This window comes from Mesorhizobium sp. EU05-FHT14A09 (assembly GCF_058790995.1).
Genome location: NZ_JBYTDF010000006.1, coordinates 18,268 through 34,675, shown reverse-complemented (window position 1 = coordinate 34,675; position 16,408 = coordinate 18,268). Strand labels below are relative to the sequence as shown.

Below are 16,408 nucleotides of genomic sequence, written 5' to 3'. Positions count from 1 at the left end.
CACGCCGTCAGCGTGCCCGTCGCATTGTTCAGAACCGTCGTCGGAGCGCCGGCATTGGTGCTGGTGACCTGCTGGCCGTTCAGCGACACCGTGCCGATGCCGTCGACCGACGTCACCTGGATCACGCCCGAAGCCGTCGTGTTGGTCGGAGCAACCTGCGAACCGGCAGGCTCGCTGCCGCGAACCCCGAGGCCTGCTTCATACACCGTCGTCACGCCATCACCTGCCGTCGGCAGCGTGAAGGTCGGACCGGCATCTTCGACACGAATGGTCAATGTCGCTGTCGCGGTATCACCATCACCGTCTTTCACCGTGTATGTGAAGGTTTCGGTGCCGGAGACCGGATTGCCGTTGAAGCGGGTGTAAATATACGAGCCGTCCTCATTGAGGATCAGCGAGCCGTATTGGCCGTTCACCACAAAGTTGTGCTGAGCATCCGGCTGAGAATCGGTGTTCACACCGGAAACGGATGCGATTTTTCCACCGTCAGTGCCGAGCTTGTCAGCCGAACCGTCGGTGGTGTTGCTGTCGAAACCGGAAGCAACATCAATACCGGTGAGTACGTTGCCGGTGGCCGTCAGATTGGCGCCGAGAACCGAGTCGACATCGGCGATTGCAACCGGACCATCGTCCTGGAAGGTCAGCCTGATCGGGGTCTGAGACACGGCGGACGCGATGTCGCCGTCAGCGTCCGTCACGTTGGCCGTGACGTGGATGTTGCCCAGAACCGAGACGGCGTCGTCATGGGTCTCGGGCGTTGCGCCGGCCACCGGGTTGTAGATGGCCTTGAACTGCACCAGCCAGAGCTTGCCGGCGTCGTCGACATAGGCGGCAAAGACCTTCTCATTGCCGGCGATCCCCCACAGGATGCGGGGATCCGATGCATCGGTGAAGAGCTTGATGGCGACCTGGCCATCGGTGGTCTTCAGGCCACTGTCCTGGCCGTTGAAAGCGGTGTTCGCCGTGCCGTTCGAGAGCTGGTAGGTGACCTTGGCCGGCTGGTCGACACCGGACGTGGACGTGAAGAAGCCCGCGACCGAGCCTGTCGACACGGCGTGACCGATTTCAGTGAGGCCAACCATCTTCGACGCCAGGCTGGATGGCAGCGCCGCCGCCGTATCGTCGGCAGCGTTGGTATCGGCCGCGTTGTTGACCGCGGGGCTCTCGTCATGCCGGACTTCGAACGGCTGGACGGCCTGAGCCGATGTTTCAGAAATCAGAACCGAGAAGCTCTTGGCACCATCGACGACGGATGTGGCAGCGCCACCGGTATGGATCGTCACACCGTCGTAATTGGCGATGACCATGCGGCCGAAATCGGCGGCGCCGGTGACCTTGATGGAATCGCCCTGGTCGACGCCCGTGATGAGGTAGCCGATCGGTGTGACACCATTGGCCGCATAGACAACGCTAACGGATACGGCAATGCCGTTGACGCTGACGGAAGTTACCGCAACCCCGTTGTCGTCAACAAAATTCGCCGTTCCAGAGCTGTTGTCGCTGCCCGTCGGAACGCTGAACAGCTGCAGGAAGATCGAAGCCGGTCCCTGCTGCACCTGCGGCACGGTGAACGTCACCGAAGTGACGGAGTAATGCTCCGTCGCGGTGAAGGTCGTCGACATGTTGTTGCCGGCGGTCTCACCGTGCTTCACGAAGTCGAGGACAAGGTATTCCTCGTCGCTGTTGTTGTCCTTGCCATTGATATTCTGGCCTTGGCCGACACCGATATCGTTGGCCGTGTTGACGGCATCCTGGGCAGTTCCGGTCCTGGCGCTCAGCAGGATGTCCTTGTCGTTGGCACCATCCAGCACCTTGTAGAGGTCGTGCCCCCCGGAGACCCCGTTGAGGGAATAGGACGTCGTCTCGGTAACCGTCTGCGGCGGCAGCGCCGTCACGGTCGGGCCGTCATCCTCAAACCCGATCACACCCTTCTCGCCGCCGAGATCGACCTTGGCGACGGCGACGTCCTTGTCGCCGTCCGTCACCGTGTAGACTGCCTTCAGCGCGTTGCCGGCCAGATAGATGGCCTCGTCATAGCTCGAACCACCCGTCGGATGGTTCAGCGCCGCAAATTGCGTCAGCGTCACATCGCCGGTCGTGCCGTTGATCTGGATCGTGAAGGCAAGCGCGCCGGTGCCATTGACGTGGCCCTCGATCAGCCCGCCGCCCTTGTCGACCAGCAGGATCTCGTTGGTCGTGTCGCCGGTCAGATAGAGGCCGGTGTGCCCACCGGCAACGACTTCAAGCGAGAACACCTTCGTCGCACCCGTGGTGTCGGACCCGACCGAAGTACCGCTCGTGACGAACAGATCGCCGCCCGCCACGCGGGCATAACCAATGGCGCCAGCCGGCGCTCCAGGCGCCGTTTCATCTGCGGCATTGGCATCGCCGACCTTCGGGCCGACCGTTTCGTCGACAACGAGTGAAACGCCGTTCTTCAACGCAAGCGCTGCCGTCGGACCATCGTCTTCGAAGGCGATCACGCCCTTGGCGCCGCCGAGGTCGACCTTGGCGCTGGAAATGTCATTGTCGCCATCAGTGACCGAATAGACCGCCTTCAGCGCGCCGTTGGCCAGGTACAGGGCTTCGTCATAACTCGAACCACCCGTCGGATGGTCGAGCGACTGAAGCTGCGTCAGCGTCACATTGCCGTTCGACGCATTGATCTGGATCGTGAAGGCAAGCGTCCCGGTGCCGTTGACATGGCCTTCGATCAGCCCGCCACCCTTGTCGACCAGCAGGATCTCATTGGCCGCGGTGTGAGCGGCACCGGTCAGATAGAGCCCGGTGTGTCCGCCATTGACCACTTCCAGCGAGAACGCCGTCGTTGCGCCTTCATTGTCCTGACCGGCCGACGAGCCCGCGGTGCTGAACAGCGAAGAGCCCGTGACCGTCACCTGGCCAAGGCCCGCAGCGCCACCTTCGGTCTCGCCTGCATTCTGGCCGAGGCTTTCGTCGACAACGATCGACGCGCCGGTCTTCAGTGCAAGTGCTGCCGTAGGACCATCGTCCTCGAAGGCGATCACGCCCTTGGAACCGCCGAGGTCGACCTTGGCGCTGGAGATATCGTTGTCACCATCGGTGACCGTGTAAACTGCCTTCAGCGTGCCGTTGGCCAGATACAGGGCTTCGTCATAGCTCGAACCACCCGTCGGATGGTCCAGCGACTGAAGCTGCGTCAGCGTCACATTGCCGTTCGACGCATTGATCGAAACCGTGAAGGCGAGCGTGCCGCCGGCGCCGCCGACGCGGCCCTCGATCACGCCGCCATTGTTCACCAGCACGATCTCGTTGCCCGAGACATGCGCGGCATTGGTCAGATAGAGCCCGGTGCGGCCGCCATTGGCGATCTCCAGCGAGAACGCCGTCGTCGCACCTTCATTGTCCTGACCGGTCGACGAACCCGCGGTGCTGAACAGCGAAGAGCCGGAGACCGTGACCTGACCAAGACCGGCCGCGCCACCTTCGGTCTCGCCCGCATTCTGGCCGGTGCTTTCGTCGACAACGATCGACGCGCCGGTCTTCAGCGCAAGCGCTGCCGTCGGACCATCGTCCTCGAAGCCGATCACGCCCTTGGCGCCGCCGAGGTCGACCTTGGCGCTGGCAACGTCATCGTCGCCATCCTTCACCGTGTAGACCGCCCTCAGCGTACCGTTGGCCAGGTACAAAGCCTCGTCATAGCTCGAACCACCCGTCGGATGGTCCAGCGACTGCAACTGCGTCAGCGTCACGTTGCCGTTCGATGCGTTGATCGAAACCGTGAAGGCAAGCGTGCCGTTGCCACCGCCGACGCGGCCCTCGATGACGCCGCCATTGTTCACCAGCACGATCTCGTTGCCCGAGACATGTGCGGCATTGGTCAGATAGAGGCCGGTACGGCCACCATTGGCGATCTCCAGCGAGAACGCCGTCGTCGCGCCTTCATTGTCCTGACCGGTCGACGAACCCGCGGTGCTGAACAGCGAAGAGCCGGAAACCGTCAGCCGGCCAAGGCCCGCAGCACCGCCTTCGGTCTCGCCAGCATTCTGGCCGAGGCTTTCGTCGACAACGATCGACGCGCCGTCCTTCAGCGCAAGCGCTGCCGTCGGACCATCGTCCTCGAAGGCGATCACACCCTTGGTACCGCCGAGGTCGACCTTGGCGGTGTCAACGTCGCCATCGCCATCGGTAACGGTATAGACTGCCTTCAGCGTGCCATTGGCCAGATACAGGGCTTCGTCATAGCTCGAACCACCCGTAGGATGGTCCAGCGACTGCAACTGCGTCAGCGTCACATTGCCGTTCGACGCATTGATCTGGATGGTGAAGGCAAGCGTACCGTTGCCACCGCCGACGCGGCCCTCGATCAGACCGCCGCCCTTGTCGATCAGCAGAATCTCATTGCCCCAGGTATGCGATGCATTGGTCAGGTAGAGGCCGGTGCGGCCGCCATTGCCGATCTCGAGCGAGAACGCCGTCGTCGCGCCTTCATTGTCCTGACCGGTCGACGAGCCCGACGTGTCGAACAGCGAAGAACCGGAAACCGTGACCCGGCCGAGACCGGCCGCGCCGCCTTCGGTTTCACCGGCATTCTGGCCGAGGCTCTCATCGACAACGATCGACACGCCATTCTTCAGCGCAAGCGCCGCCGTTGGACCATCGTCCTCGAAGGCAATCACGCCCCATTTGCCGCCGAGATCGACCTTCGCGGTGGAAACGTCCTTGTCGCCATCCGTTATCGTGTAGGCCGCCTTGAGCACATTGCCTGCGAGATACAACGCTTCGTCATAGCTCGAACCACCAATCGGATGATCGAGCGACTGAAGCTGCGTCAGCGTCACATTGCCGTTCGACGCATTGATCGAAACCGTGAAGGCAAGCGTGCCGCCGGCGCCGCCGACGCGGCCCTCGATCACGCCGCCATTGTTCACCAGCACGATCTCGTTGCCCGAGACATGCGCGGCATTGGTCAGATAGAGCCCGGTACGGCCGCCATTGGCGACCTCCAGCGAAAAGACCTTTGTCGCGCCTTCCTCGTCCTGGCCAACCCATGAACCCCAGGTGCTGAACAGCCCGGAGCCGGAGACCGTCACCTGGCCCAGACCGTATTGGCCGCCCTCAAGCTCGCCGGAGTTCCGACCAAGGGTTTCGTCGACAACGATCGACGCATCATGCCTCAGTTCCAACTCGGCGTTCGGACCGTCGTCCTCGAATGCAATCACCCCGGCCTTGCCGCCAAGATCCACTTTCGCGGAGGCGACGTCGTTGTCGCCATCCGTCACCGTGTAGACGGCCTTCAGCGCATTGCCGGCCAGGTACAGTGCCTCGTCATAGCTCGAGCCGCCAACCGGATGATTGAGCGACTGGAACTGCGTCAGCGTCACGTTGCCGTTCGAGCCATTGATCTCGATGGTGAAGGCAAGCGTGCCGGTGCCATTGACACGGCCCTCGATCAGGCCGCCGCCCTTGTCGACCAGCAGGATCTCGTTGGCGCCGCCACTCTGGCCCGTCAGGTAGAGCCCGGTGTGGCCGCCATCGACGACTTCAAGCGAGAACGCCGTCGTCCCGCCTTCATTGTCCTGGCCAAATGACGAGCCCGCCGTGCTGAACAGCAAAAGGCCTGGGACCGTCACCCGGCCAAGACCAGCCGAGCCGCCCTCATACTCCCACCAGTTTCCAAGACTCTCGTCGACGACGACCGATGCATCGTGCTTCAGCGCCAGAGCCGCGGTCGGACCATCATCCTCGAAGGCGATCACGCCCTTCTCGCCGCCAAGATCGACCTTGGCGGTGTCGACGTCCTTGTCGCCATCCGTCACCGTGTAGACAGCCTTCAGCGTGCCGGTGGCGAGGTACAAAGCCTCGTCATAGCTCGAACCACCCGTCGGATGATCCAGCGATTTGAACTGCGTCAGCGTGACATTGCCATTCGACGCATCGATCGAAACGGTAAAGGCAAGCGCGCCGTTCGCGCCGCCGACATGGCCTTCGATCACGCCGCCATTGTTGATCAGCACGATCTCGTTGCCCGAGACATGCGCCGCATTCGTCAGATAGAGCCCGGTACGGCCACCGTTGGCGATCTCCAGCGAGAACACCTTCGTCGCGCCTTCGTCGTCCTGGCCGGTCGACGTACCCACCACGCTGAACAGGGACGCACCCGAAACCGTCACCTGGCCAAGGCCAGCCGCGCCGCCTTCGGTCTCGCCCGCATTCTGGCCGCGGGTCTCGTCGACGACGATCGCGGCACCTTCCTTGAGCGTCAGCACTGCCGTTGGGCCGTCGTCCTCGAAGGCGATCACACCGGCCTTGCCGCCAAGATCGACCTTGGCAGTGGCGACGTCATTGTCGCCGTCCGTCATCGTGTAGACGGCCTTCAGCGCATTGCCGGCCAGGTACAGCGCCTCGTCATAGCTCGAACCACCCGTCGGATGATTGAGCGACTGGAGCTGCGTCAGCGTCACATTGCCGTTCGAGCCATTGATCTCGATGGTGAAGGCAAGCGTGCCGGTGCCATTGACACGACCTTCGATAAGACCGCCGCCCTTGTCGACCAGCAGGATCTCGTTGGCAGCGCCGCTCTGGCCCGTCAGGTAGAGCCCGGTGTGGCCGCCGCTGACAATCTCGAACGAGAATGTCGCGGTCGCGCCGGCGCTGTCAGCGCCCGTCAACGATCCCGACGTGTCGAAAAGCGAGGAACCCAGAACCGTCACCTTGCCCAGGCTCGACGTCTCGTCCTCGCCGGCATTCTGCTGCAGGCTCTCATCGACAACGATCGACGCACCTTCCCGCAGTGCAAGCGCCGCAACCGGAACATCGTTCTCGATCGAGATCGTGAAGGCACCCTTGGCGGCACCGACAGCCCTGTCGCCATCGGAATCCGTCGCTACGATCACCGACGAAAAATCGATGGCGTCGATGGAGCCTTCCCCATTGCGCAGCTGCGTGCCTTCATCGCCATTGGCGCTGACGTGATCGAGCTGGCCCTTCAGGTCGAACGACCACGAGCCATTGTTGTTGACGGTCAGCGTGAACACGGTGGTCTCGCCGGCCGTCGCGATCAGCGTGTGACCATCCGGGCTGACCGTGTAGACGAGCGCAATGCCGTGCGAATAGAGCTGCGGCAGGTCCGCCTTCGACAGATCGACGCTGAAGCTGAGCGGATCGTCGGCGCCGACCTTGAACAGCGTGTTCAGCGAGCCGGCATCGCCGGAAGCCTCGTCACTCGACGTGGACTGGCCGGCGTCGAGATTGCCGGTGGAAGCATCGCCCTGGTCCGTCGACAGGCCATCCTCGGCGACGCCGGCATGGATGCCCTTGCCTTCGATGACAGCAACCGGAACGTCATTCTGGACGGTGATGGTGAAGGAACCGCGCGCCGCGCCCGTGACCTTGTCACCGTCGGAGTCGGTGGCAGCGATCACCGACGAGAAGTCGATGAAGCTGACCGAGCCTTCGCCGCCGTTGCGCAGCTGTATGCCCTCATCGCCATTGGCGTTGACGTGGTCGAGCTGGTCCTGCAGGTCGAAGGCCCACGAGCCGTCGCTGTTGACGGTCAGCGTGAACACGGTGGTCTCGCCGGCCGTCGCCGTCAGCGTATGACCGTCGGGGCTGACCGTATAGATCAGCGGGATACCGTGCGAGTAGAGCCGCGGCAGGTCTGCCTTCGACAGGTCGACGCTGAAGCTCAGCGGCTCGTCGGCACCGGCCTTGAACAAGGCGCCCAGCGAACCCACGCCGCCGGAAGCCTCGTCGCTCGACGTGGACTGGCCGGCATCGAGATTGCCGTTCGAAGAATCGCCGTCCTCCACGGACAGTCCGTCTTCGGCAACACCGGCATGGATGCCCCGGACCGGGCCTTCACCCTCGCCCTCGCCCTGCCCTTCATTGCCAACCACGACCGGAACATCGTTCTGGACGGTGATGGTGAACGAACCTTTGGTGGCGCCGGTGGCCTTGTCGCCATCAGCGTCGGTGGCCACGATCATCGACGAGAAGTCGATGGCGTTGATGCTGGTGCCGTCGACGCTGCGCAGCTGCGTGCCGGCATCGCCACTGGCGGTGACATGGTCGAGTTGGTCCTGCAGGTCGAAGGCCCATGAGCCATCGGCATTGACCGTCAGCGTGAACACGGTGACCGCGCCCGCCGAAGCCGTCAGCGTGTGGCCGTCAGGGCTGACCGCATAGACGAGCTGGATGCCGTGCGAATAGAGCACCGGCAGACCGTCGGTCGACAGGTTGACGCTGAAGGTCAGCGGACCGTCGGCACCTGCCTTGAACAGCGTGTTCAGCGAACCGGCACCGCCGGAAGCCTCGTCGCTCGACGAGGTCTGGCCGGCATCGAGATTGCCATCCGAGGAATCGCCATCGGTACGCGACAGCGCGTCCTCGGCAACGCCCGCATGAATGCCGCCGCGCCCGCCTTCGCCTTCGCTTCCCTGGCCTTCGCCGCCAACCGCGACCGGGATATCGTCGCCGATCGAAACGACAATGCTGCCGGTCGGAGCCGTCAATGCATCACCGTCGCGGTCCGTCACCTCGACCAGGCCGGACAGGTCGATGGTCAGAGTGTTTTCGGCATTCGCAGGGGTGTTCGGGTGATCGACCTGGGCCAGCAGGGTGAAGGTCAGCGAACCGGTCGCCGTCAGCTCCACGGTGAAGACGGACACGCCACCGGCCGAGCCGGTGATCGTGTGGCCGTCCGCCGACAGGCTGTAGGAGATCGCGGTGTGATTGCTCGACAGGCCGAGGCCGGCGAGCTGCGTCAGCGCGCCCGAGGCGAAATGGAATGAGCCCAACCCGTCGGCGCCCGCGTTTATAACCGTCGAAAGTTCGACCTTGCTGACGGTCTGCTTACCGAAGTCGTTTTCGCCACCTCGGCCAGCGTCGGTGTTCGCCGAGGCAAGGCCATCTTCATCGACCCTTAGAACGGCCGGGCCGGAACCGACAAAGGCCGGGCTGTCGTCTTCGATGGTGACCGACATGTTGGCTGTGGTGCTGCCACCCTTGCCGTCGGTGGCCGTGACCGGCACGGTGAAGGTGAGGTCGTCTTCCGAACCGGGACGAGCATCGTTCGGATGATCGATCGGGCCGAGGATCTGGATGGTGTAGGTATCGCCGGTTGCGGTGATGGTAATGACCGCGACGCCGTTCACCGAGCCGACCAGCGCCGAAGTGCCCTGGCCGCTCCAGATCAGCGGAACGCCGCCGGAGGTAAGCCCGGAGGGCTCACCGAAAGTGAAAGAGAGCGTATCGCCATCCGCGTCCGTCGCCGGGAACCGGCCGGTGATCAGCGTGGCGTTGGTGGTGTCGCTGGAGCCGTCATTGTCCGGGTTGCCGCCCGACAAGCCTTCTTCCGAGAGCGGAAGCGCGATGAAATCGGCGAAAAGCGGGTCACGGTTGACGAATGCCGGGGTAAGCTCGTCCTGGCCGAGGGCGCCGAACTGCAGTTCGGTCGGCGGCAACAGGCTGCTCAGGTTGAAGCCGTTGCCGATGCCGCCCGGGGCGTGTTCGAAATTGCCGCCGGCGCTGGGATTTGAGCCCGCGCCCTGTCCGGCCGAAATCGAACCATCGGCGCCGAAAGCGACGTCGACGCCGCTGGTCTGCAGCGCGGCGAGCAGGGCCACGCGCGGAAATTCGACCTCACCGACGATGAAGGTCGGGACATCGATCGCACCGTCCTTGATGACGACGACCGAGCCATCGGCTTGCTGCAGGACCAGGTTCGTCCCTTCGACGCGGATGTTGTCGATGGAAGTATTGGCCGGCAGGTGGACGGTCTTGTCTGCACCGACAGTGTATTCACCGGTAGAAGAGGGCGGCGTTGCTGTGACCTGGGCGGGAGCCTGCTGGCCTGCCGGCGCCGGCGTGGCACCGACATCTACAGGCTTCGGCTCGGATGCTGCCGCAGCTGGCGGGTTTGCTTCTCCCGTCGGCTGGCCGCCAGTAGTGGCCTGCGCGACCTGGAGTGGAACGGATGGCTGATCATGGTCATCCCGCGGGTTTTGCTGATCCCAGCTTGCGGAATTGCTTTCAAACTCGACGTTGTTCGTCATGACCCACCACCCCTTACTTTATCTTTCGAGAAGACAGAGGTGCCATGGCTTTGGCAACAGGCGGACGCGCGCCTCGATATAAGGGCTTATGCGTCTCTGGCTAAATTTTACTTTTAGTAAATGCCGACTGCATACCGGAATATATGTTTTTTGCTACACCCCTTTATTTGCAAGGGGTCCCAGAGATAATGAAAAGCTTTGATTCAAATTTGAATTAAATCACGCGACACAATTTATACTATAATTATCTATCTATATTTTCTGTATCTTTAGGCGTCGCGGATAGCATCCATCGTAAAGGGTGGGTGTCATGAAAGCAAAACAAAAGTTCTCATCGATAAAACACTTGCGAAATATTGCAATGGCAGCCGCCATGGTTGCCGCGGCGCCGGCATATGCTGCAACCGGGCCAGCCCTGCCGCGGGACGGCCTGTCGAGCCCGGTCGAGACGGTCGAATTCCTGGGCGGGGTCTCCCTGTCACAGCCCGCCTATACGGTTGCAGGCAGCATCTACAGCCCCGGCATCGGCACAGCCTACAGCCTGGCGCTGCAGGACGTTGCCGAAGAAAAGCCGGAGCTGGATCCGATCCAGACCGCAGCCATCATCCCGGGCGTGTTCGGCTCGATGGCGATATCGATGAAGAATTTCCCCGCGGCAACGCGCTGGGCGTCCGTCTATCGTTCCGTGCGCAACTGCGACAACATCTGTGACCAGACCAGCTCCGGCTACGCCTTCATCATCAAGGCGGTGAAGGACAAGAGCTTCACCGATAAGCTCAGCTTCGTGAACAGCGGCATCAATCAGCTCATCGCCTACCGCAAGGACGAGGCGACCTACGGAAAGATGGACTATTGGGCGACGCCGGAGGAGACGCTTGCCCGGCGCTCTGGCGACTGCGAGGATTTCGCGATCCTGAAGATGGCCGCCCTGCTGGAGGCCGGCATCCCGGCGACCAGCATGTCGCTGGTGGTGCTGCAGGACAAGAAGAGGAATGTCTTCCACGCCGTCCTGTCGGTGAGCACGTCGAGCGGCGCCTTCATCCTCGACAGCCTCAGCAACAAGGTGGTCATGGACAACGCGCTGCCGAACTATGTGCCGCTCTATTCCTTCAGCACCGAGCGTGCCTGGGTGCATGGCGCCAAGACCGGCGAAAGCCGTGTGGCATCGCTGAAAGGCGGGCTTTCCAGCGTCGCGCCGGGTGAAGGCCCCGAAAACTGAGCTGCCTCGCCGGAACATTTCCTTTCCGGCCCTGACCGAAAGCCCGCTGTTGTGCGTGCACGCCTCGCGCTCAGTCGGCGGGGCCAGCAAACAGGATGAGGTTGCCGTCGGGGTCGACGACGATGAAGTTCCTGGCGCCCCACGGCTCCTTCTTCAGTTCCTGATGAAAGCGCACGCCGGCGGACTGGAATTCCAGGAAGAGCTGTTTGATCTCGGCAGCCGTGTCCACCGAGGCTGACGCCGACAGAAGATGTTCCCGCTCACGGATGTCCCCGACAAAGACCGGCTCGCAGACAAGCCGCATGGCAAACCGCGCATGGCCACGTTTCACCGAGCCGTAGAACGGCGGATCGCCATAGACAAACTCGATCTCAAAACCGAGTTTTGTGGTGAAGTAGTCGCATGACGCCTTGATGTCGGCGACGTAGAGATGGGCCTCCGACCCGCTGAGGACCGGAGCTGTCGTTTCCTGCTTGGGCTGCGTGCTCATGGCTGGGATTCCTGCCTTAAGCGCCTGCCAGCCATCGAAACCCATCTTGCGGGCGACAAGTTCCTGCGCATCGCTGAGTTTGAACTCCGCTTCCAGCACGCTGAGATCGCTGTCCAGGTGGCGGAAACGAGGCAACACGGCTTTGATCTCGGTCGCGACCGGATAGTACCGTTCGCGATGCCAGCGCAGATATTGTTTGGCCTGCTTCTTCAGGTTTTCGAGGTTTGGCATGGGCGCATTACGATTGAGACATCGTAGGTGGGCATTGCCCTTTCGGCCTTAGATCGCCGCGCGTCCTTTCGGACGCGCAAAGGTCGCTCCAACACTTAGATCTCGCGCATGACGAGGTCATGCGCGAACCGATGCGCCCTACTGCAACACCGGCATGATGCCCATCCGCGCGGCAAGCTGTCAACGGTCTGTGGCGCACTACCCGTTGACGACAAAAGCCAGCAGCAGGTCGGGTGCCGGCACCGGAGCGCGCACGGCATTGATCTGGCCGCGGTGGCGGCGTTCGCCGATGCCGATGACGAAGCCGGTGGCCACCGGTTGATTGCCGTTCTGGCGCAGCCGATCGAGGATGTCCGCCACGTGGAGATCGAGCGCCAGCCGCATATCCTTGCGGCCATCATCCTCCAGCCCGACCGGCAGCTGGCGGCGGACAAGGTTCTGGAACGGCGGATTGAAGCTAAGGATCTTGCGGGTGCTTTCCAGGGCAAATGCCGGGGCCGGGCAGGCAACCAGGATGGCCTTGACCGTTTCGAGCGAAGTGAGCCGGCGCAGCATGGCGTTTTCATCGCTGGCGTCGTGAAGGCAGGCCACCCGTATCGCCGAAGTCAGGTTGGCATCCGGCCCGGCGGCCTCCGCGATCTGGTCGACGACAGCGCCAAGCGTCGCATGGCTGCGCGTCGCCATGCGCTTCAGCATGTCCCAGAAGCCGTGCTCGAGCCGGATACCGCGCCGCTGGCCATTGCGCACGACGACCCGGAATTCAGGTTCCAGATCGCGCAGCAGGGGCTGGCCCGACAGGTGCAAGCCGGCGCCGAGGGAGCCGGAGGGCGTTGCGTTATCGCTCACGCATGGCCTCCTCCCTGGCTTTGTTGATCGGCTTCAGGAGATAGCTGAGGATCGTCTTGCGGCCGGTCTTGATGTCGACCGAGCAGATCATGCCGGGAATGATGGAGTAGGTCTTGCCGTCGCGCAGCAGCGTCGATTTCTCCGTCGCCACCCGGACCTGATAATAAGGCTCGCCCGTCTTCTCATCGACAAGGCTGTCGGCGGTGATGTTGGCGACCTTGCCCTCGATGCCGCCGAAGATCGAGAAATCATATGCGGTGATCTTGATCAGCGCATCCTGCTCCGGACGGATGAAGGCGACATCGCGCGGCGACACGCGCGCTTCGACAAGCAGGGTCTCCGACGTCGGCACGATGCCGGCGACGACCGCGCCGGGCTGCACGAAGGCGCCCAGCGTGTTGACGTCGAGCGTGTTGACGATGCCATCGACCGGCGAGCGGATGTCGGTGCGGGCGACACGGTCGGTGGCACCGCGGATGGTCTCGTCGACCACGGACAGATCCGCCAGCGTCTGCGTCAGGTCGTTAAGGGCTTCCTGCTGCAGCTCGAGATTGACTTCGTTGACCTGGAGCTGCGCCTCGTTGATGGCCGCCTTGCCGCGCAGGATCGTCTCGCCGGCAAGCTTGATCTGCCCTGCCAGTTCCGTCTGCTCGCGTTCCACCCTCAGCTGCTCGGTCTGGGCGATGAGCCCTTTCTGCGCCATCGTGTTGACGAGTTTGGCCTCGCGCGCACTGACCTGCTGGTTCCTGGTCAGGCGTTCGAGATTGGCATTGGCCTCGTCGAGCTCTTTCTGCCGCTGCTCCAGCCGCGACTTCAGCACGGAGATCTTGTTGTTGAAGTTGTCCTGCCTGGCGATCAGCAGCTTTTCTTCGTTGTCGCAGATGTCGGGCGCATTCTTCCTGATCTCGGCCGGGCAATTGAAAGGATCGCCGATCTTTCCGCCCTGCTCCTGCTTGAGACGGGCGGTGCGCGCACGCAGGGCGCGGGCTTTGGCCTGCTGTTCGCCCAGGCTCGAGGAATTCAAGGTGTTGTCGAGACGGATCAGGAGATCGTCCTTCTTGACGATCTGGCCGATCCGGACCGCGATTTCCTGCACGACGCCGGCCTCGCTGGTCTGGATGATCTGGGTCTTCGATGCCGGGATGACCTTGCCTTCGCCACGCGCGATCTCGTCGATCTCGGCAAAGGACGACCACGCCACAAAGACGACGAGCAGGAAGCTGACGATGGCAACCGTGGCCGACGCGAAAAATGGCGGGCGATCATCCCTTGCAAGCATCAGACCAGTCCCCAGCCAAGAGCGTTTCCGTCTTTCACGGAAATGCGGAAACGCTCCAAGCGCCTGTTTTTACGCAATTCCAGGCGGAAAACCGCTACCCACTTTTCCTGGAATTGCTCCGGCATGACGTTGACCCCCGTTGAGATCATGCGCCGCGACCGGATTTCTGCAGCGCCTGGATCACCTGGTCCTTGGGACCGTCGGCGACAATCTTGCCCTGGTCGATAACCATCAGCCGGTCGACAAGCTCCAGCATGCTGAAGCGATGCGTCGAGACGATCAGCGTGGTGTCCGAGCCGAAGGCCACCTTCAGCTGGCGGATCAGCTGCCGCTCCGAAGCCAGGTCCATCGAACCCGACGGCTCGTCGAGGAAAACGATCTTGGGCTTGCCCAGAAGCAGCCGCGCGATGGCGACGGCCTGGCGCTGGCCGCCGGACAGGTTGGTGCCGCGCTCGCCGACATTCATGTCGTAGCCGCGCGGATGGCGAGACACGAACTCGTCGACCCCGGCCGCCTTGGCGGCATCGACGATCTCCTCGTCCGTGGCATCGGGCCGGGCCATCAGGAGGTTTTCCTTGATCGTTCCCGAAAACAGGTCGCCCGCCTGCGCCACCACGCCGACAGCAGCGCGGACTTCGGAGGGATGATACTGCCGCACGTCGATGCCGTCGAACAGCAGCTCTCCCGACGTCGGCAGGAAAAGGCGGCCTATCAGGCGGCCCAGCGTCGTCTTGCCGGAGCCGATGCGACCGATGATGCCGACCCGCTCGCCCGGCTTGATGTTTAAGGTCAGGCCGCTCAGAACCTCGGCATCGGAGCCTGGATAGGCGAAGCCGACATTCCTGAACACCAGGGCACCGCTCCGGATCGGCCGGTTGACGAAGCCAACGGTATCGGGCCGGTCTTCCGGCTGCTCCATGATACCGTTGATGACCTTGAGCGAAAGCATTGCCTGCCTGAAGCGGGCCAGCGTGATCGCAACCTGCCCGAGCGGCGCGACCGCGCGCCCGGCGAGCATGACGGTGCCGATGATCGCGCCCGTCGAGACATGACCTTCCGCGAAGGCGTAGGCGCCGGCGACGACAAGCGCCACGGTCACCAGCTGCTGCACCGCCTGGGTGAGATTGCCGGCCGACGCCGACAATTGCTTGATCTGTTCGGATGTGTTGGCGGCGTTCTTGGAGTGCTCGCTCCATTTGCGCAGCAGATAGGCCTCGGCGCGCAGCGACTTGATCGTCTCCAGCGTCGAGATCGACTCGACCAGCAACGCCTGGCGCTGCGAGCTCTCGTTGAGCGACGCCGCCACGCATTTGCCGATGCGGCGCTGGGTGACGAGGCCGATCGCGATGGTGATGACGAAAGCGATGGTGGGAATGATCACCAGCCAGCCGCCAATGGCGTAGATAACGATCAGGAAGATGAAGACGAAAGCGGTGTCGATGAAGACGCTGATGGTGTTGGAGGTGAAGAACTCGCGCGCGAATTCATACTGCGTCACCCGGTTGGCATATTCGCCCGTCGAGCCCGGCCTCGCTGCCAGCGAAGAATTCAGCACCTTGTCGAACAGCATGTAGGAGATGCGCAGATCGGCCTTGCGGCCGGCATAGTCGATCAGCGAAGCGCGCGCCGTCTTCAGCAGCAGATCGAACAGCACCACAAGGCCGACGCCCAGCGCCAGCACCCACAAGGTCGAAATCGCCTTGTTGGGCAGGATGCGGTCATACACGTTCATGGTGAAGATCGGCGAGGCAAGGGCCAGCAGATTGATGAAGACCGCCGCCAGGATCACCTTGGAATAGGAGCGCCAAAACGCGCTCATCGTTCCCGTCAGCCAATGGCGCCGCTCGATCTTCTGGGCGTTGCCGACATTCATGTCCTCGGCGGCGTTGGCATAGATGATCGAAAACGATGCACCGCCGAGAATGAGCTCACGCGAAAGCGCTGCCCTCGAGATAACGACCTGACCGTCTTCCTGCGGCGCGGTCAGGTAACCGTCGGCGCCATCTTCCGACAGCAGGGCGACCGGCGGCTGGTTGGCCCGAAAAACGATGGCGGGAAGATCGACCCGTCCGGCACGGAAATCGCGCCCGTCGAATTCCTTGGCGTCGAGGCCGATGCGCTCGGCGAGATGCCGGATCTCGTCGATGTCGATGCGCGTGTCGGAAAGCGGCACCCCGGCGAAAAGCACCGTTTCGGCGCTCGGCCGGCCAAGAAAAGCGGCGATCGCAGAAAAACAGCTTTTGAAACCCGTTCTCGGCGAACGAAGTTGAGGTTGCTGGTTCACGAGACGCTCAACCGGCCTTTATTGT

The 16,408-nt window shown here is 62.8% G+C and carries 6 protein-coding genes; 1 reads left to right on the top strand and 5 read right to left on the bottom strand.

Annotated features, from left to right (window positions below):
• A partial coding sequence (locus tag AC3WTO_RS20700; protein ID WP_492558434.1) for a DUF5801 repeats-in-toxin domain-containing protein occupies positions 1–10,034 on the bottom strand: 10,034 nt, incomplete at its 3' end.
• 361 nt (positions 10,035–10,395) lie between these two features.
• Here AC3WTO_RS20700 and AC3WTO_RS20695 point away from each other — a divergent pair.
• On the top strand, positions 10,396–11,253 hold the full coding sequence (locus AC3WTO_RS20695; RefSeq protein ID WP_492462794.1) for a transglutaminase-like cysteine peptidase: 858 nt from the start codon (positions 10,396–10,398) through the stop codon (positions 11,251–11,253).
• A 70-nt stretch (positions 11,254–11,323) separates the two neighbouring features.
• Here AC3WTO_RS20695 and AC3WTO_RS20690 read toward each other — a convergent pair whose 3' ends face one another.
• The 4 genes from AC3WTO_RS20690 to AC3WTO_RS20675 form a co-directional block, all read right to left on the bottom strand.
• Entirely contained in the window at positions 11,324–11,974 is a 651-nt protein-coding gene (locus AC3WTO_RS20690; RefSeq protein ID WP_492462793.1) for a VOC family protein, read from the bottom strand.
• A 198-nt stretch (positions 11,975–12,172) separates the two neighbouring features.
• Positions 12,173–12,820 (bottom strand): ribbon-helix-helix domain-containing protein, encoded by a 648-nt coding sequence (locus tag AC3WTO_RS20685; protein WP_492462792.1) that lies wholly within the window; start codon positions 12,818–12,820, stop codon positions 12,173–12,175.
• A complete protein-coding gene (locus AC3WTO_RS20680) occupies positions 12,810–14,099 on the bottom strand; it encodes an HlyD family type I secretion periplasmic adaptor subunit (protein WP_492462791.1) in 1,290 nt (429 codons plus the stop codon). The genes AC3WTO_RS20685 and AC3WTO_RS20680 overlap by 11 nt, the downstream gene beginning before the upstream one ends.
• Positions 14,100–14,244: 145 nt before the next feature.
• Positions 14,245–16,383, bottom strand: a complete 2,139-nt coding sequence (locus AC3WTO_RS20675; protein ID WP_492462790.1) for a type I secretion system permease/ATPase — start codon at positions 16,381–16,383, stop codon at positions 14,245–14,247.
• Between the last annotated feature and the right edge of the window lie 25 nt (positions 16,384–16,408).